22 protein-coding genes are annotated in these 23446 nt (G+C 68.7%); 16 read left to right on the top strand and 6 right to left on the bottom strand.

What is annotated here, in order from left to right; translation table 11 throughout:
• Nucleotides 1-166: 166 nt before the first annotated feature.
• From ACZ1DY_RS32475 to ACZ1DY_RS32525, 11 genes are read left to right on the top strand one after another with little or no spacing between them, the layout of a single operon-like run.
• Entirely contained in the window at nucleotides 167-961 is a 795-nt protein-coding gene (locus ACZ1DY_RS32475) for an MlaE family ABC transporter permease (protein ID WP_126733552.1), read from the top strand.
• A complete protein-coding gene (locus ACZ1DY_RS32480; RefSeq protein ID WP_126733553.1) occupies nucleotides 961-1812 on the top strand; it encodes an MlaE family ABC transporter permease in 852 nt (283 codons plus the stop codon). Before ACZ1DY_RS32475 ends, ACZ1DY_RS32480 begins: the two co-directional genes overlap by 1 nt.
• Nucleotides 1809-3074, top strand: a complete 1266-nt coding sequence (locus tag ACZ1DY_RS32485; RefSeq protein ID WP_465481920.1) for an MCE family protein — start codon at nucleotides 1809-1811, stop codon at nucleotides 3072-3074. The genes ACZ1DY_RS32480 and ACZ1DY_RS32485 overlap by 4 nt, the downstream gene beginning before the upstream one ends.
• On the top strand, nucleotides 3071-4078 hold the full coding sequence (locus tag ACZ1DY_RS32490) for an MCE family protein (RefSeq protein ID WP_465481921.1): 1008 nt from the start codon (nucleotides 3071-3073) through the stop codon (nucleotides 4076-4078). The genes ACZ1DY_RS32485 and ACZ1DY_RS32490 overlap by 4 nt, the downstream gene beginning before the upstream one ends.
• A complete protein-coding gene (locus tag ACZ1DY_RS32495) occupies nucleotides 4075-5064 on the top strand; it encodes an MCE family protein (protein ID WP_126733556.1) in 990 nt (329 codons plus the stop codon). The genes ACZ1DY_RS32490 and ACZ1DY_RS32495 overlap by 4 nt, the downstream gene beginning before the upstream one ends.
• A complete protein-coding gene (locus ACZ1DY_RS32500; protein WP_126733557.1) occupies nucleotides 5061-6053 on the top strand; it encodes an MCE family protein in 993 nt (330 codons plus the stop codon). The genes ACZ1DY_RS32495 and ACZ1DY_RS32500 overlap by 4 nt, the downstream gene beginning before the upstream one ends.
• Nucleotides 6053-7108 (top strand): MCE family protein, encoded by a 1056-nt coding sequence (locus ACZ1DY_RS32505; protein WP_126733558.1) that lies wholly within the window; start codon nucleotides 6053-6055, stop codon nucleotides 7106-7108. The genes ACZ1DY_RS32500 and ACZ1DY_RS32505 overlap by 1 nt, the downstream gene beginning before the upstream one ends.
• On the top strand, nucleotides 7108-8301 hold the full coding sequence (locus ACZ1DY_RS32510) for an MCE family protein (protein ID WP_465481922.1): 1194 nt from the start codon (nucleotides 7108-7110) through the stop codon (nucleotides 8299-8301). Before ACZ1DY_RS32505 ends, ACZ1DY_RS32510 begins: the two co-directional genes overlap by 1 nt.
• Complete coding sequence (locus tag ACZ1DY_RS32515; protein ID WP_126733560.1) at nucleotides 8286-8789, top strand: hypothetical protein; 504 nt, start codon at nucleotides 8286-8288, stop codon at nucleotides 8787-8789. The genes ACZ1DY_RS32510 and ACZ1DY_RS32515 overlap by 16 nt, the downstream gene beginning before the upstream one ends.
• A complete protein-coding gene (locus ACZ1DY_RS32520) occupies nucleotides 8786-9352 on the top strand; it encodes a hypothetical protein (protein ID WP_465481923.1) in 567 nt (188 codons plus the stop codon). Before ACZ1DY_RS32515 ends, ACZ1DY_RS32520 begins: the two co-directional genes overlap by 4 nt.
• A 50-nt stretch (nucleotides 9353-9402) precedes the next feature.
• The gene (locus ACZ1DY_RS32525; RefSeq protein WP_126733562.1) at nucleotides 9403-10062 is read left to right on the top strand and encodes a hypothetical protein; all 660 of its coding nucleotides are present in this window, start codon (nucleotides 9403-9405) and stop codon (nucleotides 10060-10062) included.
• Between the two features lie 53 nt (nucleotides 10063-10115).
• Here the strand turns inward: ACZ1DY_RS32525 and ACZ1DY_RS32530 are convergent, their stop codons facing one another.
• Nucleotides 10116-11030, bottom strand: coding sequence for an RCC1 domain-containing protein (locus ACZ1DY_RS32530; RefSeq protein ID WP_126733563.1), 915 nt, complete (start codon nucleotides 11028-11030; stop codon nucleotides 10116-10118).
• A 366-nt stretch (nucleotides 11031-11396) separates the two neighbouring features.
• Between ACZ1DY_RS32530 and ACZ1DY_RS32535 the strand changes: the two genes are divergently transcribed.
• The 4 genes from ACZ1DY_RS32535 to ACZ1DY_RS32550 all read left to right on the top strand — a co-directional run bounded on the left by ACZ1DY_RS32535 (nucleotide 11397) and on the right by ACZ1DY_RS32550 (nucleotide 14682).
• Nucleotides 11397-12002, top strand: coding sequence for a DUF6801 domain-containing protein (locus tag ACZ1DY_RS32535; RefSeq protein WP_255632400.1), 606 nt, complete (start codon nucleotides 11397-11399; stop codon nucleotides 12000-12002).
• Nucleotides 12003-12072: 70 nt separating this feature from the next.
• Nucleotides 12073-12693, top strand: coding sequence for a DUF6801 domain-containing protein (locus tag ACZ1DY_RS32540; protein ID WP_465481924.1), 621 nt, complete (start codon nucleotides 12073-12075; stop codon nucleotides 12691-12693).
• A gap of 31 nt (nucleotides 12694-12724) precedes the next feature.
• Nucleotides 12725-14101 (top strand): DUF6801 domain-containing protein, encoded by a 1377-nt coding sequence (locus ACZ1DY_RS32545; RefSeq protein WP_465481925.1) that lies wholly within the window; start codon nucleotides 12725-12727, stop codon nucleotides 14099-14101.
• Between the two features lie 68 nt (nucleotides 14102-14169).
• Entirely contained in the window at nucleotides 14170-14682 is a 513-nt protein-coding gene (locus tag ACZ1DY_RS32550; protein ID WP_465481926.1) for a hypothetical protein, read from the top strand.
• 23 nt (nucleotides 14683-14705) lie between these two features.
• Here ACZ1DY_RS32550 and ACZ1DY_RS32555 read toward each other — a convergent pair whose 3' ends face one another.
• From ACZ1DY_RS32555 to ACZ1DY_RS32575, 5 genes are all read right to left on the bottom strand, one after another.
• Complete coding sequence (locus ACZ1DY_RS32555; RefSeq protein ID WP_465481927.1) at nucleotides 14706-15977, bottom strand: PucR family transcriptional regulator; 1272 nt, start codon at nucleotides 15975-15977, stop codon at nucleotides 14706-14708.
• A 220-nt stretch (nucleotides 15978-16197) separates the two neighbouring features.
• Nucleotides 16198-16992 (bottom strand): arginase family protein, encoded by a 795-nt coding sequence (locus ACZ1DY_RS32560; protein WP_257485062.1) that lies wholly within the window; start codon nucleotides 16990-16992, stop codon nucleotides 16198-16200.
• Nucleotides 16993-17075: 83 nt separating this feature from the next.
• Nucleotides 17076-20453, bottom strand: coding sequence for a pyruvate carboxylase (locus tag ACZ1DY_RS32565; RefSeq protein WP_126733569.1), 3378 nt, complete (start codon nucleotides 20451-20453; stop codon nucleotides 17076-17078).
• Between the two features lie 88 nt (nucleotides 20454-20541).
• Nucleotides 20542-21441: a S8 family peptidase gene (locus tag ACZ1DY_RS32570; protein WP_465485738.1), complete on the bottom strand. Its 900-nt coding sequence runs from the start codon at nucleotides 21439-21441 to the stop codon at nucleotides 20542-20544.
• 165 nt (nucleotides 21442-21606) lie between these two features.
• Entirely contained in the window at nucleotides 21607-22764 is a 1158-nt protein-coding gene (locus tag ACZ1DY_RS32575) for an erythromycin esterase family protein (RefSeq protein WP_465481928.1), read from the bottom strand.
• Between the two features lie 31 nt (nucleotides 22765-22795).
• On the opposite strand from ACZ1DY_RS32575, the gene ACZ1DY_RS32580 reads away from it, so the two are divergent.
• The gene (locus tag ACZ1DY_RS32580; RefSeq protein ID WP_465481929.1) at nucleotides 22796-23404 is read left to right on the top strand and encodes a TetR/AcrR family transcriptional regulator; all 609 of its coding nucleotides are present in this window, start codon (nucleotides 22796-22798) and stop codon (nucleotides 23402-23404) included.
• Nucleotides 23405-23446: the final 42 nt, after the last annotated feature.

Raw genomic sequence — 23446 nt, forward strand, 5'->3', positions numbered from 1 at the left:
CGAAGTTCTTGTCACCAGGCAGGCACGTGATTAGCGTACCGACCAGTAGCAAACAGCACGGTAACACCCCGTTGATACTGTTCAACGATTCCGTTCCGCCATTCGGAGCAAAGGAATTGCGCAAGCTGGGGTGTATTCGCCGTGCCCGGAAAACGGGAGGGTCGGCGTGGGCGTCCGGACTAACGCACCCTCATTCCCCGGCGCGGGTGCGATCCGGGAGACCGGCAGGCTCTACTCACTCGGCCTCGACGTCGTCCGCCTGACCTTCCGGCGGCCGTTCCAGGCCCGCGAGCTGATCCAGCAGTTCTGGTTCATCGCGAGTGTGTCGATCCTGCCGACGGCGCTGGTCGCGATCCCGTTCGGCGCGGTGATCGCGCTGCACATCGGTTCGCTGACCGCGCAGATCGGCGCGCAGTCCTTCACCGGCGCGGCCAGTGTGCTGGCGATCATCCAGCAGGCCAGCCCGATCGTGACCGCGTTGCTGATCGCGGGCGCCGGCGGCTCGGCGATGTGCGCGGACCTCGGGTCCCGCACGATCCGCGAGGAGATCGACGCGATGGAGGTGCTCGGGGTCTCCCCCGTCCAGCGCCTGATCGTGCCTCGCGTGCTCGCCGCGATGGGGGTCGCCGCATTCCTCAACGGAATGGTCAGCGTGGTCGGCGTCCTCGGCGGCTATTTCTTCAACGTCATCATGCAGAATGGGACACCGGGTGCGTATCTGGCCAGTTTCTCCGCCCTCGCGCAGCTCCCGGACCTCTGGATCAGCGAGATCAAGGCGGTCATCTTCGGTTTCGTCGCGGCGATCGTCGCCTCTTATCGCGGGCTCAATCCGAAAGGCGGCCCGAAAGGCGTCGGTGACGCGGTGAACCAATCCGTGGTCATCACGTTCCTGCTCCTGTTCCTGTTGAACCTCGTGCTGACGACGCTTTACCTGCAGCTCGTCCCGGCGAAGGGCAGCTGATGGTCACGACGACACCCACTCGCACGACACGGGTCCGCGAAGCCGTCGATCGCCGGTTCGGGTTCCTGGACACGCTCGGCGACCAGATCCTCTTCTTCCTCAAGGCGCTCGCCTGGGTGCCGCGCGCGATACGACGCTATCTCCGCGAGATCATCCGCCTGCTGGCCGAAGTCAGCTTCGGCAGCGGTGCGCTCGCGGTCATCGGCGGCACGATCGGCGTGATGATCGGGATGACCGTGTTCACCGGCACGGTCGTCGGGCTCCAGGGATACTCGGCGCTCAACCAGGTCGGCACGTCGGCGTTCGCCGGGTTCGTCTCCGCGTACTTCAACACCCGCGAGATCGCGCCGCTCGTGGCCGGGCTCGCCTTGTCGGCGACCGTCGGCTGCGGTTTCACCGCGCAGCTGGGCGCCATGCGGATCTCCGAGGAGATCGACGCGCTGGAAGTGATGGGCATTCCCAGCGTCCCGTACCTGGTGACCACGCGGATCATCGCGGGTTTCCTCGCGGTCATCCCGTTGTACGCGATCGGCCTGCTGACCTCGTATCTCGCGTCACGCCAGATCACCGTCTGGTTCTACGGCCAGTCCGCGGGCACCTACGACCACTACTTCCTGCTGTTCCTGCCACCGGGTGATGTGCTCTGGTCGTTCGGCAAGGTGCTGGTGTTCAGCGTCGTGATCGTGCTCGCCCACTGCTACTACGGCTTCCGCGCGAGCGGGGGACCGGCGGGCGTCGGTGTCGCCGTCGGCCGCGGGGTGCGGACGGCGATCGTGGCGGTCAGCGTGCTGGACTTCTTCCTCAGCCTCGCGATCTGGGGCGCGACCACGACGGTGCAGGTGGCCGGATGAGCCGGCGCGGGCTGCGCAAAGCCGGGGTCAGGACGGCCGGGGTGCTGTTCCTCGTGGTGATGTCCGCCCTCGTGCTGCTGTCGATCAAGATCTACCGGAAGGATTTCGTCGACTCCGTGCCGGTGACGCTGCAGGCGGACCGCGTCGGCAACCAGTTGCGCCAGGGCGGGCAGGTCAAGGCGCGTGGCGTGGTGGTCGGCGAGATCCGTGACGTCCGCGCGACACCGGGCGGCGCGGAGATCGACCTGGCCATGGAGCCCGGCAAGGTCTCGAAACTGCCCAAGAACGTGTCCGCGCTGCTCGTGCCGAAGACGCTGTTCGGTGAGCGGTACGTGCAACTGTCCATTCCGGACGGTTCGACCGCGGCGCCGCTCGCCTCCGGCGACGTGATCACCCAGGACCGGTCGGCCAACGCGATCGAGCTGGAACGCGTCTTCGACAACCTGCTGCCCCTGCTCAAGGCCGTGCAACCGCAGAAACTCGCCACCACGCTGACCACCGTCGCCACCGCGCTGGAGGGCCGCGGCGACCAGATCGGCGACACGCTCGCCACCGCGGCCGCCTATCTGGAGGACTTCAACCCGAACCTGCCGAAGCTGAACGACAACATCCGCGACCTCGCCACGGTTTCGAAGCTGTACGGCGACATCGCACCGGATCTGCTCGACGCGCTGAGCGCCTCGGCCGTCACGCTCGACACGGTCAAGGAGAAGCGGGCCGAGCTGGCGTCGGTGTACCAGCAGGTAACGTCGTCCTCCCAGCAGGTCACGACGTTCCTCGCCAACAACCGCGCCAACATCATCGCGCTCGCCGCCGACAGCCGCGCGCCGCTGGAGATCGGCGCGAAGTACTCGCCCAGTTTCGCCTGCACGCTGGACGCGCTCGCCAAGTTGAAGCCGCAGATGGACCAGGTGCTGGGCGCCGGGACCGACGAACCCGGCCTGCACGCGGAGATCACCATCAGCCGGCCCCGGGGCAAATACGTGCCCGGCAAGGACGATCCGGTCTACGACGCCACCGGGGAACCGCGCTGTTACCCGACGAACGGCCTGATGAGCCAAGGGATCGTGGCGACCGGCGAGCAGACCGCGGCGCTCCCCGGCGCGCAGGGCGATCTCGGCCTGGCGAACTCGCCGCAGGAACGGGAGCTGATCTCCACGCTGGTCGCGCCGTCCATCGGCGTCCCGGCGGCGCAGGTCCCCGCCTGGGGCAGCGTGCTCGTCGGGCCGCTCTACCGGGGCACGGAGGTGACCCTGCGATGAGGAACTTCGTGAGCCCGCTGATCAAGGGGCTGATCTTCGTCGTCGTCACGACGCTGGCCACGGTGCTGCTGGCGGTGTCCATCACGAACACCGGCCTCGGTGACACGAGGACCTACAGCGCCAAGTTCCTCGACGCGACGTCGCTGAACGTCGGCGACGACGTCCGGATCTCCGGGGTGCGGGTCGGCCAGATCGAGGAACTCGAGATCGCCGACCACAGCCTGGCGCGCGTCCGGTTCTCCCTCGACTCGCAGCGCAGGCTGCCCGCCGACGTGACCGCGGTGATCAAGTACCGCAACATGGTCGGCCAGCGTTACATCGCGCTCGAACGCGGCAAGGGCACCCCCGAGCTTCTGGAGCCCGGCGCGGAGATCCCGCTGGAGCGCACGACGCCCGCGCTGGATCTCACGGAACTGTTCAACGGCTTCAAACCGCTGTTCCAGGCGTTGTCGCCCAAGGACGTCAACCAGCTCTCCGGCGAGATCGTCCAGGTGCTGCAGGGCGAGGGCGGCACGGTGGAAAGCCTGCTGGCGCACACCGGTTCGCTGACCACCACGCTCGCCGGCCGCGACAAGGTGATCGGTGACGTGATCACGAACCTGGACACGGTGCTCAAGAGCATCAACGGCAAGGGCGACGCACTGTCCACTTTGGTCTCCACACTGAAGGAACTGGTGGCAGGACTCGCGGGTGACCGCACCGAGATCGGGGAGGCCGTCTCCGGGCTCGCGGACCTCACCACCGCCACGGCCGGTCTGCTCGAACAGGGCAGGAAACCGCTCAAGGACAGCATCGAGGGGCTCGGCCTGCTGGCCGGTCAGCTGACGACCGAAGAGGGCAAGGCCGAAGTCGACCGCGTCCTGACGGTGCTCCCGGGGAAGCTGAACGACCTGGGGCGGATCGGCTCCTACGGCTCGTGGATGAACTTCTACCTGTGCTCGTCCGTCCTGCAGACCGAACCTCCGCGCGGGGTACCGGCGACGGCGGAGAGGTGCACGTCGTGAAACCCTTCAAGGAACGGAACCCCATCGTCGTCGGTCTCGTCGGCAGTGCCGTCGCGGCCGCGGTGCTGACCGCGACGCTCAACTACGAGAACCTGCCGATCATCGGCTCCGGGACCACCTACCAGGCCGAATTCTCCGAAGCGGCCGGGTTGCAGCAGGACGACGAAGTCCGCATCGCCGGGATCAAGGTCGGCGAGGTGAGCGACGTCCGGCTCGCCGAAGACCACGTGGTGGTCAGCTTCCGCGTCAAGGACGCCTGGATCGGCGACAAGACCGCCGCCGAGATCAAGATCAAGACCCTGCTGGGCCGGAAATTCCTCGCACTGCGCCCGACCGGCGAGACGGTGCAGAACCCGAAGCAGGTCATCCCGCGCACCAGGACCGTGACGCCGTACGACGTCACCGAGGCGTTCAACGGGCTGGCCGACACCGCGGGGGCGATCGACACCGATCAGCTCGCGGAGAGCTTCACCACGCTCAGCGACACGTTCAAGAACTCGCCCGCGCATATCAAGAAGGCGCTCGAAGGGCTGACATCGCTGTCGAAGACCGTGTCCTCCAGGGACAACGAGCTCGCCAGCCTGCTGTCCAACGCGCACGGCCTCACCACGACGCTCGCGAACTCGAACGACGACTTCGCCAAACTCCTCGCGGACGGCAACCTGCTGCTGACCGAACTGGACAAGCGGCGGCAGGCGATCCACGACCTGCTGACCGGCTCGCAGGAGCTCGCCACCCAGCTTTCGGGGCTGGTGAAGGACAACAAGGACCAGCTCGGCAACGCGCTCAGACAGCTCGGCGAGGTGACCGACATCCTGCAGCGGCAGAACGACAATCTCGCCAAGAGCCTCGACCTCGCCGCGCCGTACTTCCGCGTGGTGAACAACTCGCTCGGCAACGGGCGCTGGGTGGACGGCTACCTGTGCGGGCTCATCCCGGAGAACCGGGATCCCTGTACCCCGCCGATTCCGGGAGGTGGCCGGTGATCAGCAGATTCGTCACCCTCGCGCTCGTGCTCGCGCTGGCCGTCGTCGGCGGGCTCTGGTGGATCTTCTCCGGCAGCGGGCTCGACCGGGTCACCGTGTACTTCTCGCGCGCCGTCGGCGTCTACAGCGGATCGGACGTGCGGGTGCTCGGCGTCCGGGTCGGCCAGGTCGAATCGGTGGCCCCGGAGGGGGAACGGGTCAAGGTCGTGCTGACCGTCGACGGGTCGACCCCGATCGCCGCCGACACGAACGTCCTCGTCGTGGCGCCGAGCGTGGTGGCCGACCGCTACGTCCAGTTCACCAAGCTCACCCGCGCGGGGAACCGGCTGAACGACGGCGCGGTGATCCCGGTCGAACGCACCGGCACGCCGGTGGAACTCGACCAGCTCTACTCCAGCCTCGACACCCTCGCCAAGGCGCTCGGCCCCAACGGCGCGAACGCCGACGGCGCGCTTTCGGACCTGCTGCGCACCGGCGCGAAGAACCTCCAGGGCAACGGCAAACCGTTCAACGAGTCGGTGCGCAACTTCGCCGACCTCGCCAGGACGCTGTCCGGGAACTCGCAGAACCTGTTCGCCACCGTCGACGAACTGCAGCGGTTCACCTCGATGCTGGCGACCAACGACCGGAACGTCGGCGAGGTCAACAAGCAGCTCGCCTCGGTGACCGGGACGCTCGCGCGGAACAAGGACGAGCTCGCCCGCGCACTCAACGGCCTCGGCGGCGCGCTGGCGGAGATCCAGCAGTTCATCAAGGACAACCGCGCGCTGATCAAGTCCAATGTGGACAAGCTCGCGGTGACAACCGGGACGCTGGTCGACAAACGCGCCGCGCTGGCCGAAACCCTCGACACGATCCCGCTGGCGGTGACGAACGTGCTCGAAGCCGTCGATCCGAAGACCGGCAAGCTGCAGAGCCGCGGCAACATGCTCGAATACGCCCCGCTCCCCCTGCCCGTCGCCGGCGACACCTACACCGGGGGACGCTGATGGCCGCGAACCGGAAGATCGCCGTGCTCGCCGCGTGCTGTGTCGCGCTCACCGCCTGTTCGTCGGATTTCAAGGGCGTCTACGACCTGCCGCTCCCCGGCGGCGCGGACATCGGCGACCATCCGTACCGGGTGACCGTGCAGTTCGCCGACGTCCTGGACCTGGTGCCGCAGGCGGCGGTGAAGGTCGGCGACGTCCCGGTCGGCCGGGTCGAGACGATCCGGCTCGGTGAGGACGGCTGGACGGCCGAGACCGTCCTGGCGGTCAACGGCGACGTCCACCTTCCCGCCAACGCCATCGCGCGGCTGCGGCAGTCCAGCCTGCTCGGCGAGAAGTTCATCGAACTGGCCCCGAGCGCGGCGAAGGCCGAGGGAAGGCTGGGCGACGGCGGGGTGATCCCGGTCGCGAGCACGAACCGCAACCCGGAGTTCGAGGAGATCTTCGGCGCGCTGTCCCTGCTGCTCAACGGCGGCGGGATCGGCCAGTTGCAGACCATCAACCGGGAGCTGTCGAAGGTGATGGACGGCAACGAGGAGGAGATCCGCTCGTTCCTGTCCACAGTGGAGCAACTGGTGTCCAACCTGGACACGCACCGCTCCGACATCACCTCCGCCCTCGACGGGCTCAACCGGCTCTCGACCACACTCGCGAACCGGAAGAAGCAGGTCGAGGGCGCCCTCACCGACCTCACCCCCGGCCTCCAGAGCCTTGCCGAGCAGCGCACCCAGCTCGTCTCGATGTTGCAGGCGCTGGACCGGCTCTCCGGGGTGGGTGTCGACGTGATCGAGAAGAGCCGGGCCGATCTCGTCGCGGACCTCACCGCGCTCGCGCCGATCCTCAAGCGGCTGGCCGACGCCGGGGAAGCCCTGCCCAAGTCGCTGGAGATCCTGCCGACGTTCCCGTTCACCGACGCCGTCCGCGACGGCATCAAGGGCGACTACCTGAACGTCTACGCCTCGGTCATCCCCGCGCCGGGTGTCGAACTCCCGCCCCCTGGCGAAGGGGTTCCGCCGGGACTCCCGACCTTGCCGCTGCCGTCCTCCGGAGGTAGCTGATGCTCACCACCCGTGTCCGGATCCAGGTGATCGCGTTCGTCATCCTCGCGCTGGCGACGACGGCGTTCGTCGGAGCGAACTACGCGGGGCTCGGCAGGCTCTTCGGGGCGGGCGGATACACCGTGAAGCTCTCCCTGGCCGACGGCGGGGGCCTGTTCACCAACGGCGAGGTGACCTACCGGGGCGTCGCCGTCGGCCGGGTCGGCGAACTGCGGCTCACCGACGGCGGGATGGAAGCGGATCTGCTGATCGACGACGACGCGCCACCGATCCCCGCGAACTCGCGGGCGGTCGTGGCGAACCGGTCCGCGGTGGGCGAGCAGTTCGTCGACCTCCAGCCGCGGACCGGCGACGGCCCGTACCTCGCCGAAGGTTCGGTCATCCCGCGCGAGGCGACGGCCGTTCCGCTGCCGGTGCAGCATCTGCTGACCGACCTGGACTCGCTGACCGCGTCCGTGCCGACCGAGGACCTGCGGACCGTGGTCGACGAACTCGACAACGCCCTTCGCGGTTCCGGCGCGAACCTCCAGGTGCTGCTGGACTCCACCACCGACTTCACGAAACAGGCCGCGGACCACCTGCCGCAGACGGAGAAGCTGATCACCGACGGCTCGACCGTGCTGAAGACCCAGGTCGACTCGTCGCAGGCGTGGCGGCAGTTCAGCGGCAACGCCAAGCAGTTCGCCGAGCAGCTGTCCCGTTCGGACGGTGACCTGCGGCGGCTGATCGCGACCGCGCCCGACGCGGCGACCCAGCTTTCCGGGCTGCTGCGGGACAACGAGCCCGGTCTGCCGATCCTGCTGGCGAACCTGCTCACCACGTCGCACGTGTTCTCCGCCCGCACCGACGGCCTCCGGCAGCTGCTGATCAACACACCGAAGGCGGTGTCCGCGGTCGACGCCGCCGTCGACGGGGGTTCCGTGAGGACCGAGCTGGTCCTGACCTTCTTCGATCCCATGCCCTGTACCAAGGGCTACGGGGGTACGACGGTCCGCAGCAGCGCGGAAGTCTCGCCGCTGCCGTTCAACACCGGTGCCGCGTGCACGCTCGACAAGGGCAACGCGAGTTCGGTCCGAGGCTCGCAGAACGCGCCGAAGGGCGGCGTCCCGCCCGCCGCGATCCCCGGCGGCTTCGGCGCCGACGGCCAGCCGACGTCCACCAGCCTCGAGGAGATGTTGTGGCTGCGCAACTGAAGATCGCGATCGCCGTGTTCGCCGCGGCCTGCGCGTTCGCGGGCTGGGCCGGGTACACCTGGTTCACCGCGACAGGTTCCGAGGCCGTCGCCTACGGGAACTCGCGCGACGAAGCGCTGAAGTCCGGGCGTGAACTCGTCGCCCGGCTCACGAGCCTCGACCACCACCGCGTCGACCAGGGCATCGCCGACTGGCTCGCCGCGTCCACGGGCCCGCTGCGCGATCAGCTGGGCAAGGCCGACGACGCGACGAAACGGACGCTCACCAAGGACGCGACCGTCTCGACGGGCAAGGTGCTCGACGCGGCGATCAGCGAACTGGACGACCACGCGGGAACGGCCAAGATGCTGGCGTCGGTGGAGATCACGATGGCGAAGGAGGGCGCGGCGCCGACGACGAAGCGCAACCGGTTCGCCGCCGGGCTGACCAGGACGGACGAGGGCTGGAAGCTCAGCGCGCTCGACCAGCTGCCGGTGGGTGCGCGATGACCGCCACGGCCGACACTTCCGTCGAACCCGAAGCCGAGGTCGTCGCCGAGAAGCCGTCGCGCCGCCCGAAGCCGCCGGTGATCCTGCTGGTCGCGGCCGCCGTGCTGGTGGCGGCCGGGGTGTGGTTCACGCTGGAGGCGAAGTCGATCTCGGCGGCGCCGTCGGCGGCCAACACCGCGCTCACCGACGTCGGCGCGACCGCCGAGGTGAACTCCGCGGTGACCGTGGCGCTCGACAAGATCTTCTCCTATTCCTACGACCGGACCGACGCCACCGAAAAGGCGGCCGCGTCGGTGCTCAGAGGCAAGGCGCTGGAATCGTACAACCAGTTGTTCGCCCAAGTCCGGGAAAAGGCCCCGGCGCAGAAACTCGTTCTCACCACCCGCGTCTCCTCGTCCGCCGTCCAGGAACTCGGCGACGGTAAAGCGAGGCTGCTGGTATTCCTCGATCAAGCGGCCACCCGGGCCGACAACAATTCATCGACGACGGCCGCGGCGCAGCTTTCGATCACCGCGGAACGCGAAGGCGACAACTGGGTCATCACCGACCTCGTTCCCCGCTGATCCCCCATTCGTCCGCTTTGTAAACCAGGAGAGAAAACGAGGAGAAACCCATGTTCGGTCGAACGCGCCCGAAAACAGCCCGTCGCCGTCTCGGCACGGTCGTCGCACTCACCTCCGCGCTCGCCATGGCCGGCAGCCTCGCCGCGACCCCGGCGCTGGCGGACGACCCGGTGGAGATCCCGGTGTCCTACACCGTCACCGGGACGACCACGGTGAAGAAGACCGGCGGCAGCCTCGCTCTCGGCCCCGGCCAGCTCAATGGCGCCCTCGTCATCGACGGTGACAACGTCGGCATCCGCGGCGACCTGGCCCTGCCGCCCTCGACGGCGAACATCTCGCTGGTCTCGGGCGTCTTCAAGATCAAGGCCCGCGTGCGGATCGAGCCGACCGGCCCGGTCACCGGCACGCTCGCCAACGGCGACCTGACCACCCATTCGCAGGCGAACATGCTGATCGACAACATCGTGGTCGGCCTGTTCTGGCCGGTCATCCCGCTGCCGACGGTGCCGAATGCCTGCAAGACCGTGAAACCGCTCGACCTGACGCTGGTGTCGAAGAACGTCGACCTGTTCGCGCCGACCATCCCGTCTTCGGGGACGTTCACCATCCCGGAGTTCAAGGACTGCTTCATCAACGACCTCGCGCTGGGGGCGTTGATCTCGGGGCCGGACAACACGATCAACCTGAGCATGAAGTCCAACCTGTCCTGAAACTCGTGAGTGGTAGGGACGGTTCCAACCGTCCCTTACCACTCACGAGGCCATCAGCAGAAGTACGGCGCCGTCGGGTCGACCAACGCGACGCCGGTGCTGTCACCAGCGGAAACAGCGTAGACCGGAGCGCAAACGCCGGAGAACTTCCAGAAGTCCGTGGGCGGTTCCGTGCTGGTGTCACGGCTTTCGGACTTCACGTTGCTCCCCCAGGCGAAGACGCTCCCGTCGGCCTTCAACGCGACGTTGTGGTTGAAGCCCGCGTCGATGGCGACGACATCGGACTGCGCTTCGAGCGGGACAGTCGCCTGTCCGTAGCCGTTGTCGCCCCAGGCGATGACGCCACCGTTCTTCAGCGCGATGCTGTGCCGGAGCCCCGCCGAGACCGCGCTGACCCCGGAGGTCGCCGCCGCGGGCACCGTGATCTGGCCCTTCCCGTTGCTGCCCCACCCGATCACGCCGCCGTTCTTCAGCGCGAGCCCGTGGTCCCCACCGGCCGAGATCGCCGTGACCCCGGAGGAGACGGTCGCGGGGACAGTGGTCCGCGAGCCCCAGCTCACCACGCTGCCGTTCGTTTTGAGCGCCAGATTGAAGTACGCGCTGGTGGAGATCGCCGTGACCCCCGACGTCGCGGACGGCGGCACGACGTTCTGGCCGTAGAAACCGTTGCCCCAGGCGATCACCCCGCCGTTCTTCAGCGCGAGTTCGTGCGCCCAGCCGGCGGCGATCGCCGAAACCCCCGAAGTGGCCGCCGCCGGAACCGCCAGCTGGCCGTAACTGTCGTTCCCCCAGGCGATCACCCCGCCGTCCTTGAGCGCGAGATGGGTGATCGCGCCCGCGGAGACCGCACTGGCGCCGAGCGCCGCGGCCGGTATCGTCCCCTGCCCGTAGTCGTTGCTCCCCCATGGCCGTGCTTCGCCGGTCTGCGCGGCGCTCGCCGTACCGGAAAGGGAAACCGTTGCGATCATTACGGTAATCGCGACGCCCGCTACCCGTCGTGATGCCGATCGTCGATTCTCGGAAGACATGCGCCGAATGTTAACCCGGCTGCACCGATCGGCCGTCTCTTTGTCATCCGCGGACAAACTTCATAATCGTATTCAGCGCGGGCTGACAAGAAAGAACGGGCGCCTCACCCACTTCGAAACATGTCGACATGAATCCTTGTTACGTACATAACTCGCGGGTAACCTCGGTTTACCCCACCACCGAGAAAGCCGCTCGAGTCGAGCATATTTGATCAGAAAAATCCGCCGAAAGGCGCATGGGGAAAGCCGCCCGAGACGTAAACTGGATCAAAGGAGATGACAGGTATGTCCCGTAGACTTGGCAAGTTGTCAGCCGGCGTCGCCACCACCGGCATCGTGCTCGGAGCCGTCGCCGTGCTCACCGCCGGCACGGCCGCCGCCGCGACCACCTACGCCACCGGCACCGTCGCCTACATGTGCAACTTCCCCGGCATCGGCCAGCAGCAGCTGGACGTGAAGGCGAACTTCACCGGACCGGATTCGGTCGCCGCCGGCGGCACCTTCACCCCGGCGTCCGTCGGCGGCAGCGCCACCATCAACGCCACCATCAACGCGCTGCTCAACGCCGCCAACTACGACGGCGTGCGCGGCAAGGCGAACATGCCGGTCACGGTCACCAACGCCTCCCCGGCTTCGGCAACGGTGACCAACCTGGACGTTCCGACGCAGATCAACCCGTACGTGCCGGGACCGCGGACGTTCAACATCGTCCAGGACGCGGGCACCGGCGTCCCGACCTTCACGGCGGGCACCGCGGGTTCGGCGACCGCCTCGCTCGGCACCACGATCAACGCGCCGCTGGACTTCCACAAGAAGGACGGCACCTGGACGGCGTGGAACTTCAACTGCACCGTGAAGAACACCAACCCGGCGCAGAACCGGGCGTTCAGCCCGGCGATCCCGGTCACCTGATGAACCATCCGTGCGGGGCGGGGACGCCCGCCCCGCACGGTCTCCACCTCACGACACGAAGGGAATCCCCATGGGACGGCAGGTTCGCCGGGCGGGCGCGGTCTCGGCCGTCGTGTTCGGCGCGGTCTCGCTGCTCACGGCCGCACCGGCCATGGCCGACACGTCCTTCGCCACGGGGACGGTCACCTACATGTGCAGCTTCCCGTCGATCGGCCAGCAGCCGCTCGACGTCAGGATGACCTTCACCGGCCCCGATTCGGTGCCCGCCGGCGGCGCGATCACCCCGGGTGGGATCGCCGGCAGCCTCGTGTTCAACGCCACCCTCAACGCCGTGACGTTCTACGCCAGCAACCGGGACGGTATCCGCGGCACGATCACCACCTCGCTGACCGGGACGAACACCACTCCGGCTTCGGCGGAGGTGACGCGGCTGAGGATTCCCGAACAGATCGCCCCGTACGTCCAAGGGCCGCGCACGGTCCTTTTCGAACAGGACACGAGCACCGTCGTACCCACCTTCGGGGCGGGGACACCCGGCCAAGCGGCCATCGGACTCGGGACCACGTTCCGCATCGACGGCGCCCTTCGCCAGAAGGACGGGACGTGGAGTCCCTGGATCTTCAACTGCACGGTGAAGAACACCAACCCGGCGCAGAACCGCGCGTTCAGCCCGGCGATCCCGATCACGTGACACACCAGCGCGAGGCAGGAGAGGAACACCCATGACACAGCGGGTTCGCCGGGCACTCGGGAGGTTTCCCGTTCTGGCGGGCGTCATCCTGCTCGTGGGGGTGAGCGGCGCACTGTCCTCTTCGGCCGCGACCGATCCGGCCACCCCGCCGCCGGCACCGCTGCAAGGCGCCACGTCCGCGCACCAGAGTCTCGCGCACACCTGCGTCTTCCCGGATCCGGCCGGGGAGCGACCGGTCACGATGGACGTCCAGGCGACACTGCCGAAGGTCGTCCAGACCGGAAAGCCTGTACAGGTCAAGGATTTCTCGCTGACCTTCACGATCGGCGAAGGCGCACTCGGCGCCGTCGCCGAGGTCGCGGGTGGCGCGACGGTCGAACTCACGGCCGCGAACGAGGACAAGAAGACCCCGGTCCCCGTATCACTGACGATCCCGGCGACGAAGGTGCCGGCCACCGGCGAACTGAAGCTGGTCGCGACGGGCACCGTCCCCGACATCGTGCTGAACGTGCCGTCCGAGCTGCGGCTGAGCACGGGCGCGCCGTCGCTCGCGCTGACCGCCGCCGAGACGCCGCTCAAGCCGATCACCTGCGCCCAGGCACCGGACCAGAAAACGCTGCTCGGCAGTGTCACGCTCCTGCCCCTCGGGAAGCCCGAACCGGGTCCAGGCAAGCCCGGTGAACCGAAGAAGCCCGGAGCCGGCGCGCGCTCCGCGGACGATGTCCACGCCAGCGCTCTCTACCCCATCGCGTTGCAGCCGTTCGAACTGCAGGGCACGTCGACGATCACGAAACTCGGCGCCTTCGCCCGGTTGAAGCCCGCGTTCATGGTCAACGCGGTGTGGCACGTCGACCTGGAGAACACCGAAGGGCCCGGCAAGATCACCGGCTCCGTCATGATGCCGCCGAGCACGGTCACCTTCCTCGGCTTCGGCTTCGTCCCGATCACCGCGACCATGGAACTGCTGCCGGAGGACTACGCGACCGGCAATCACATCATCGACGTCGACGGCGTTTCGATCCCGGAACCGGAGGGCAGCTCGACCGTCCTCACCCCGCTCAAGGTCTACGCGAAACTGAGCGGGGTCACCATCAACGGGGTCGGCCTCGACGTCGGCGACAACTGCCTCACCGCCGAGCCGATCAAGATCAATCTCCGCGGGGAGAAGTACGGGATGTTCACCGGTGGCGTCGTGCGCACCGATCCGAAGTGGACGGATCCCGCCTACCAGGACTTCACCCTGCCCCCGTTCTCGGGCTGTGGGGTGAAGGAAGATCTCGACTCGCTGTTGACCGGGATGGCGTCGGGGCCGGGGAACCAGGCTTGCGTCGGGGTCAACCAGGTCGGGTTGCCCTGGGACCTGGAGCGCAAGTGCCCCAACGTGGATCCGCCGGTGGCGCGCCGATGAGGATCGGCGAGGACTCTTTCATGGGTGAAAACCAGACGGTTATGCCCACGTTCTCGGAGGTCAGGTGGATGACCTTCGAGGACCTGACCGACAGGTTGGCGGCCGTCGATCCCACGCGACTGGCGAAGGCGAATCCGATCGATCTTCTGGAGGCGCCCTGGGCGTTGATCGACGAGGACTTCCGGGGCGGGTTCATCAAGCACTGCCGGGAACTCACCGACGATCGGTTGAGGCACTGCGCCGAGATCGCCGAGACGTTCTTTTCCTGGCTGATGCCCTACGGCGGTTACAGCTGGCTGTCCGCGACAGCGAACAGGTTCCATCTGTCCACGACACTGATCCTCGCCATCGGCCCCAGGACGGACATCGCTCTCCTCGACCCGATGCGACTACTCCACGAGCTCCTGCACGACTCGCCGCCGGTCGAAACAGCACGCGAACTCCTGGTGGGCCCAACGCCGGGACCTGAAGCCCGCGCGATCGTCGGACGGCTGAGCCTGCTCTGGCACCTCCGGCGGATCGACCATCTCCTTCCCCCGTCCGCGGAAAAGGAGTGCTACGAGCAATGGAAAACGCTGTGAGAGCTCGGATCTGAAGGCCGTCGCTAAGACCCGCTCGGTGTCCACTGTGGACTCTGGCGCGGCGCCGGCAGCACCTCCGGCAAAGCGTAACCGGCGGGCGCGACCCCGGCCCGCAGGGCGAGTTCCATCTCGAATCGCGCCCCCGGGTCGCGCAGGTGCTCGCCGAAGGTCGCCTGCAGCTGCCGCATGCGGTAGCGCACGGTCTGCGGGTGCACCTGGAGGCGTTCGGCGATGTCGACGACATTGCCCTGGCTGTCCAGCCAGGCTCGCAGCGTTTCGAGCAGCCGTTCCCGCTGTTTCCCGGTCATCTCGGCGAGCGGGGCGAACAGGCGGTCGCGCAGCTGGCAGGTCAGCGCGGCGTCGGCGTTCACGAGCAGGGTGGCGAGGTGTTCTTCGGCGCGGATCACCCGGCGGGCCTGGATGATGCCGCGTTCGGACAGGTGCAGGGCCTCGCGCGCCCAGCGGAGGGAATCGGCGACGGAGTCCAGCGGGCGGCACGGGCCGATCGAGAGCCGGTAGTCCGGCAGCGCCGCCTGCAAGGTCGCGAGGCGGGCGACGGAGATCTCGCCGGGGACGAGCACACGCGGCTCGGCGCAGTCGAGTTCGGCGAGCACGTCCGAATCCACGGCATTGTGCCGCCGAGGTCTGACGGTTTCGTCGATCGGCTGCAGCACCACCGGCGTCGCGCGCTCGGGCACCGTCCAGCCGGTCAGCTGCGCGAGTTCCGCGATCGCCTTCGACGGCGCGGGCGGGGTTTCCAGCACCAGGTGCAGCAGTTTGCGGCGCCAGGTGTCCAGCGCCCCCGCGGTGCGCGCCTTCGCTTCGAGGTATCCGTCCAGCGCGACGGACGCGAGTTCGTCCATGAACGCGAGCATCGCGTCGGCCAGTTGCGACATCACCGCGGACGAGAGACCGCTGCGACGGCCGACCCGCATGATGCGCCGCCACGAGACCCTGGCGCCGACCCGGTACGCCGACTGAAGGGTGTCGAGGCTGCGGCCTTCCCGCATCTCGTTCTGGCCGAGCCGGTGGTGGACCTCGTGCGACTGTTCCTTGGAGACGGTGGGATCCGCGATCTGGGCGACGAACAACGTGATCGCGTACTCGACGCCCGCGCGGATCGACTTGCCGTACGGCCCGTCGAGCGGGCGCGCGTACGCGGGGATGGTCGCCCGGATCTCGTCGACGATCTCGTTGGCGAGACTGCCCAGTTCCGGTCGCAAAATGTCGGCGAGCTTGCGGGGAAGTGCCGCAGGGGGCTGCGCAGCGTGTTCGATTCCGCGCTCCACCGACATCGCAGCTCCTTTGCTCCGCCCAGCGTCCCGGCACCCCACGATCGTCGTGGGGTGACAACGAACACATCGCGGAGTCGCCCGTAAATGTGTCACCTGTCGCAGAAGAAACCGATTTCTTGTCACCATCGTGACAAAATCACGAGTCATCCCTGAATTTTGATGACAAGTGCCCGGCAAACGCCTCGCGCGGTACGTACGAACGGCCGATGAATACGGAGCGTCACTGCTTTCCGGTGAGCAATTCCCCGAGTACTTCGAGCACGGGCTCCAGCACGCGGACCTCGGTGCCGGCGCATTCGGTGATCCCCGCGCCGACGACGTCGAAACCGCTCAGGCCGCGAAGCATCGCCACCAGACGTTCGATCGTCAAGCCACCGGGCTCCGGATAGTTCAGCCCGTCGAACTCCGCGGGGTCGAGCACGTCGAGGTCGAGATGGACGTAGACCTTGTCCGAACCGGCCAGGCCGGCGGCGACGTCGGCCGTCTCGACGACCAGCCCGCGGTCGACCGCCGCGCGCTCGGCGTCGTCGAAGGCCCTCGTCCCCGCGAGGACGACGCGTCCGGGTTCGACCGGCGGATTCGCGGCGAACTCCGGGTCGCCCTCGCCGAGCAGCGACCGCAGCACCATGCCGTGGAACGCGCCCGACGGCGACGTCTCCGCGGTGTTGAGGTCGGAATGCGCGTCGAACCACGCGACGCCGAGCCCCGGCCCGAAGCGGTAGCGCGCGACCCCGATCGGGATCAGCTCGACGCCGCAGTCCCCGCCGATGGTGAGCACCGGACCGCCCGGCGCTTCGAGGGCGGCGAGCTGCGCCGCGCGGTTCGCGCCGGTGAGCACCGCGCGGTTGGCGATGCCGTCGACCACGGGCGACGTCTCGCGCGTCTGTCGGATATGGTGCACCGGCACGCCCAGCACGTGGCCCGCGAGCTCGGCGAGCGCGACGCAGCCTTCGGGCAACTCGGGCGCGCGCTCGGTCAGAGCGCCCTGGAACTGGGGTACGGCGTTGATCAGCACCCGGCACAGCTTAGTGAAGGCCGAAGCGCGTGAAGGCCCCCTTCCCTCGGCTGAGCCGAGGGAAGGGGGCCTTCACGCGCAGATCACTCCAGGACGAGCAGCAGGTCCCCGCCTTCCACCTGCTGGACGGCGTTGATCGCGCGCCGCGACACCTTGCCGCCGCCCGCCGCGGTGATCGACGCCTCCATCTTCATCGCCTCGATGGTCGCGACCGTCGCACCGGCCTCGACCTCGTCGCCCTCCGACACCTGCAGCGTGACCACCCCCGCGAACGGCGCGGCGATCTGCTTCGGGTCGCTCTTGTCGGCCTTCTCCGTCGCCGGGATGTCCGACGCGATCGAGGTGTCGCGGACCTGGATCGGGCGCAGCTGGCCGTTGAGCGTGGACATCACCGTGCGCAGCCCGCGCTCGTCCGCCTCGCCGATGGCCTCCAGCTCGATCAGCAGCCGGACACCCTGTTCCAGGTCGACCGAGTACTCCTCGCCCGGCCGCAGGCCGTAGAAGAAGTCCTTGGACGGCAGGACGGACGTGTCACCGTACTGCTCGCGGTGCGCCTCGAAGTCCTTCGTGGGCCCGGGGAACAGCAGCCGGTTCAGCGTCGCGCGCCGGTTCTCCGCCAGCCCCTTGCGGTCCTCTTCGGACAGTTCCTGCACCGGCTTCGGTTTCGCCCGGCCTTCGAGGGCCTTGGTGCGGAACGGCTCCGGCCAGCCGCCGGGCGGGTCGCCCAGTTCGCCGCGCAGGAAGCCGATCACCGAGTCGGGGATGTCGAACTTGTTCGGCTCCGCCTCGAAGTCGGACGGCGAGACGCCCGCGCCGACGAGGTGCAGCGCGAGGTCACCGACCACTTTGGACGACGGCGTGACCTTGACCAGGTGCCCGAGGATCTTGTCCGCGGCCGCGTACATCGCCTCGATGTCTTCGAACCGCTCCCCGAGGCCGAGCGAAATCGCCTGGGTGCGCAGGTTCGACAGCTGACCGCCCGGGATCTCGTGGTGGTACACCCGCCCGGTCGGCGACGAGAGCCCCGCCTCGAACGGCGCGTAGATCTTGCGCACGCTCTCCCAGTACGGCTCCAGGTCACCGATCGCCTGCAGGTCCAGCCCGGTCGGCCGGTCCGAGTGGTCGGTGGCGGCGACGAGCGCCGACAGCGACGGCTGCGACGTCGTGCCCGCCATGGACGCGACGGCACCGTCGACGGCGTCCGCGCCCGCCTGGATCGCGGCGAGGTACGTCGCGAGCTGACCACCTGCGGTGTCGTGCGTGTGGATGTGCACCGGGAGGTCGAACTCCTTGCGCAGCGCGGAAACCAGCCGCGCCGCCGCCGGTGCCCGCAGCAGGCCCGCCATGTCCTTGATGGCCAGGACGTGCGCGCCCGCGCCGACGATCTGCTCCGCCAGCTTGAGGTAGTAGTCGAGCGTGTACAGCTTCTCCGACGGGTCCGACAGATCCGAGGTGTAGCAGAGCGCGACCTCGGCGACGGCGGATCCGGTCTCGCGGACGGCCTCGATCGCCGGGCGCATCTGCTCGACGTCGTTGAGCGCGTCGAAGATCCGGAAGATGTCGATCCCGGTCGCCGTCGCCTCCTCGACGAAGGCGTTGGTCACCTCGGTGGGGTACGGCGTGTAGCCGACGGTGTTGCGGCCGCGCAGCAGCATCTGCAGGCAGATGTTCGGCACCGCTTCCCGCAGTTTCGCCAGCCGCTCCCACGGGTCCTCCGCCAGGAACCGCAGCGCGACGTCGTAGGTCGCGCCGCCCCAGCATTCCAGCGAGAGCAGCTGCGGCGTGGTCCGCGCGACCACGGGCGCGACCGCGAGCAGGTCCTTCGTCCGCACCCGCGTGGCGAGCAGCGACTGGTGCGCGTCACGGAAGGTGGTGTCGGTGACGCCGATGGTCGGCGATTCCCGCAGCCAGCGGGCGAAACCGTCCGGGCCGAGCTCGGTGAGCTTCTGCTTCGAGCCGGGCGCCGGCTCGAGCCCCTTGGGCAGCTTCGGCAGCTTGACCTGCGGGTCGAGGGTGCGCGGACGCTCGCCGTGCGGTTTGTTGACCGTCTTGTCGGCGAGGTAGGTCAGCAGCCTGGTCCCGCGGTCGGCCGAATGGCGCGCGGTGAGCAGATGCGGGCGCTCCTCGATGAACGACGTCGTGACGCGGCCTTCGCGGAAGTCCGGGTCGTCGAGGACGGCCTGCAGGAACGGGATGTTCGTGGCCACACCGCGGATCCGGAACTCGGCGACGGCGCGCCTCGCGCGGCCGACGGCGGTCTTGAAGTCGCGGCCGCGGCAGCTGAGCTTCACCAGCAGCGAGTCGAAGTGCGCGCTGATCTCGGTGCCGGCGAACGCCGTCCCGCCGTCGAGGCGGATACCGGAGCCACCGGGCGAGCGGTACGCGCTGATCATCCCGGTGTCCGGGCGGAAACCGTTGGCGGGATCCTCGGTGGTGATGCGGCACTGCAGGGCCGCGCCGCGCAGGTACACCTTGTCCTGCGACAGCCCCAGGTCTTCGAGCGTCTCGCCGGAGGCGATGCGCAGCTGCGACTGGACGAGGTCGACGTCGGTGACCTCCTCGGTCACCGTGTGCTCGACCTGGATCCGCGGGTTCATCTCGATGAAGACGTGGTTGCCGTCCCGGTCGAGCAGGAACTCGACGGTGCCGGCGTTGCGGTAACCGATCTGGCGGGCGAACTTCACCGCGTCGGAGCAGATCCGGTCGCGCAGTTCGGACGGCAGGTTCGGTGCCGGGGCCAGCTCGATGACCTTCTGGTGGCGCCGCTGGACCGAGCAGTCGCGCTCGTAGAGGTGGATCACGTTGCCCTCGCCGTCGGCGAGGATCTGGACCTCGATGTGGCGCGGCTCGACGACGGCCTTCTCGATGAACACCGTCGGGTCGCCGAAGGCCGACTCGGCCTCGCGCGCGGCGGCCTCGATGGACTCGCGCAGCTGCGCGGGGTCCTGGACGCGGCGCATACCGCGCCCGCCACCGCCGGCGACGGCCTTCACGAAGACCGGGAAGCCGATCTCCTCGGCGGCGGCGATCAGCGCGTCGACGTCGGAGGACGGTTCGGAGGAACCCAGGACCGGTACGCCCGCATCGCGCGCGGCCTTGACCGCGCGGGCCTTGTTGCCGGTCAGTTCGAGGATGTCCGCGCTCGGTCCGACGAAGGTGATGCCTTCGTCCTCGCACGCGCGCGCGAGGTCCGGGTTCTCGGAGAGGAAGCCGTAGCCGGGGTAGACGGCGTCTGCGCCCGCCTTCTTGGCGGCCGCCACGATCTCCTCGACCGACAGATAGGCCCGCACCGGGTGACCGGGTTCGCCGATCTCATAGGCCTCGTCGGCCTTCAGCCGGTGGAGCGAATTGCGGTCTTCGTGCGGGAACACAGCCACCGTGCCCGCGCCGAGCTCGAATCCGGCGCGGAACGCGCGGATGGCGATCTCGCCCCGGTTGGCGACCAGTACCTTGCGGAACATGCCGGTCCTTCCCATCATCGGATCGGTAGGTGAGGCACGTTACCCGTTCGGTCCCGCAGGGCGGGAGTTGTTGCCCAGGTGATGGACATCATCCCTGGCCGAGTTGCGCCCCGGGACTCTGCAGCACCCGGTTCGCGGTGCCCTCGTGGACGCCGGTCAGCACGTCGACGGCGGCGAGGTCGACGAGCGCCTTCGCGACGTCCGGCGCGGAGACCGCGGGATGCAGGGCCCGGTACAGCGCGGCCACCCCGGCGACGTGCGCGGCGGCCGACGACGTGCCGCTGAGCACCCTGCCGCCGTTGCCCCCGGCGTTGGGTCCCGGCACGTCCACGCCGGGCGCGAACAGGTCCACGACCTCGCCATAATTCGACGTCGCCCCGACCTGGTCGCTCGCGTCGGTCGAGCCGACGGTGAGCGCTTCAGTGACCCTGCCGGGTGAGAACTTGCCCGCGTCGGTGGCCTCGCCGCCCGCCGGCAGGGCGATCGGGACGACCGCCGCGAGCGCGCGGACGGCGGCGTCGAGCTGGTCGTTGGCCGTGCCGCCGATACCGAGGACGGCGACGGCGGGCTGCCGTGCGTTCTGCGTCACCCAGTCGATACCCGCGATGATCTTGTCCGTGGCGCCGCCGCCCTGTGCGTCGATCACCCGGACCGGGACGATCTGCGCGCCCTTCGCGACGCCGAACGTCCTCGACGCGGCGACACCGGCCAGGTACGTGCCGTGACCGTTGGTGTCGGTGGTGTCCGTGCCGCCGTTGAGGAAGTCCTTACCGGGCTTGACGCGCCCGCCGAAGTCCGGATGCGCCGCGTCCACCCCGCTGTCGATCACGTAGACCGTGACGTCCTTCGCGTCGGTCTCGTAGTGGTAGAGCTGGTCGAGCCCCGTTCGCTGGTCGATCCGGTCCAGCCCCCAGTTCGGCGGGTTCTGCTGGACTTCCGTCGCGGAGGCGGGCGGCGCCACCAGCACCAGGAGCGCCAGCGCGGCCATGACCCGTACCAGTCGAATGATCATGCCTTGGCTCTACGCCTGTACCCCGGGGGCGGCAACCCCGGAGTGTCACCCGTTCGGCTTGTCATGAGGGTGCTCCCGAACTGGGGTGACCCGATCGGGTGGGACACGCGCGCGTTCTTCCGGCCGGTGTGGAGGCGCGCTTCAAGCGACACAGTCTTGGCCGATGTGGCCGCTCACCGTCGACTTCGGGAAGCAGACCAGCGCGTCGAAGGCGGCGGCGACGTCGACAGGGTTGAACAGATGCGCGTGCCGGATGCTCTGTGGTCCCCCGGTTCCCCGCCGTGCGCGGAGGTCCACCAGCCCGGGGCCCTCGGCTTCGACGCTGCCGTCCGCGGGTGCTTCGAGTTCCTGGCGGTACACGGTGAACCCGAGCCGCGCGGCCGGATCCGGCTTGAGCCCGGTGGTCTCGCCCTCGACGGCGGTGAGCGCCAGCGCGAAGTAGTCGTCGCCGAACTCGGCCGCCAGATGCGTGCCCGCCGACGGCGAGGTGAGCCCGGGGAACGGCGAGAACGGGACGCGCTGAAGGTGTCCGTTGTGGAGCATCACGACGATCTTCGTGTCGTCGCCGTGCAGCCGCCGGATCAGCCGGACGGTGTCGGCCATGTACGCGTCGCGCGAACCGCTCTGCAGGGCGGGCGCGTCGCCGGACATCATCGCGGCGATCTCGGCGAGGTACGCGTCGACGCGCAGCGCGCCTTCGACGTGGTGCTCCGCGACGGCGGTGTCCCCGTAGACGGGGCGCAGCGACGTGAGGTGCGTCTTGAGGCGGGTGAGCGCCGCGGTCGCCTTGTCCTTCGCGGCCGTGTCGAGGGCGGCGTACTTGGCTGGCGCCTCCGCGCTGCTGACCGACGCGTACCCTTTGGTCGCCTCGATCGCCGCGTCGACGAGGGCTACGGCGTTTTCGTCCACAGTGGACAGATAGGCGCGGACCGCGTCGAGGGACGGCATCGGCGAGCCCGCGGAACTCGGCACGTCGAGGCCGTAGTAGCGGACGTCGCCGCGTTCGCGGAGCCACGTCAGCATTTCGTGCGCCTCGGGCGACTCCCCGAGCGAGAACGTGAAGCCGTCGCGGCCGATCTCGGCGACGTCGCCCTGGCCACCGTTCAGCCAGTCTTGGACGAGCTTGCCCTCGGCGAAGCCGGACTCGAAGCCCACGACCCGGAAGCCGTGCTGCTCGACGAGGTGCTGGAGCAAACGATTGCGCAGGTCGCCGAACTCGTGAATGTGGTGGTTGTTCTCACCGATGGCGACGATCTTCGCGTCCCCGATGAGTTCCGCGATCTCCGCTGGGTCTGACATACTCCCCACACTAACGCAACAGGAGTAGCAATTGGCAATCTCCGGTACCCAGCGGCCCGGCGGCCGGACCGAACGCACCCGCCAGGCCGTCCTGCACGCCACCCTCGACCTGCTGGCCGAACGCGGGTTCGGCGAACTGACCGTGGACGCGGTCGCCGAGCGGTCCGGGGTGCACAAGACCACGGTGTACCGGCGCTGGTCGTCGCCGGACGGCCTCGTCGCCGCCGCGCTGCAGATGGGCGCCGAGGACGACTGGACGGCACCCGACACCGGCTCGTTCGAGGACGATCTGTACGAAGTGGCCGCGGAGGTCGTGCGGTACTTCACCGAGCCCGCGCTGAAGGAGTTGCCCACGGCTTCGGTGCTCGCGGCGTTCCAGTCGCCGCAGGCGGCCGAGGCCCTGCACGACTTCTACGCCGACCGGCACGTGCGCATGGCGCCGATCGCGGAGCGGGCCGTCGCGCGGGGTGAGGTCCCCGCCGGGACGGACGGCGATGAGCTGGTGCGAGCGGTGTGCGGGCCGATCTTCTACCGGCTTTTCCTGTCGCGGGAGAGTGTCACGATGGCGGAGGCGCGGGTCACGGCGCGGGCGGTGGCGGTGGCGGCGCGGGAAGGAGCCTACGTGCGGCCGGGTGCTTAGCGCCTGTGGCGGGTTTCGGGCGGGCTGGCATTTAGTCCTCTC

This window comes from Amycolatopsis sp. PSD-21 (assembly GCF_055561455.1).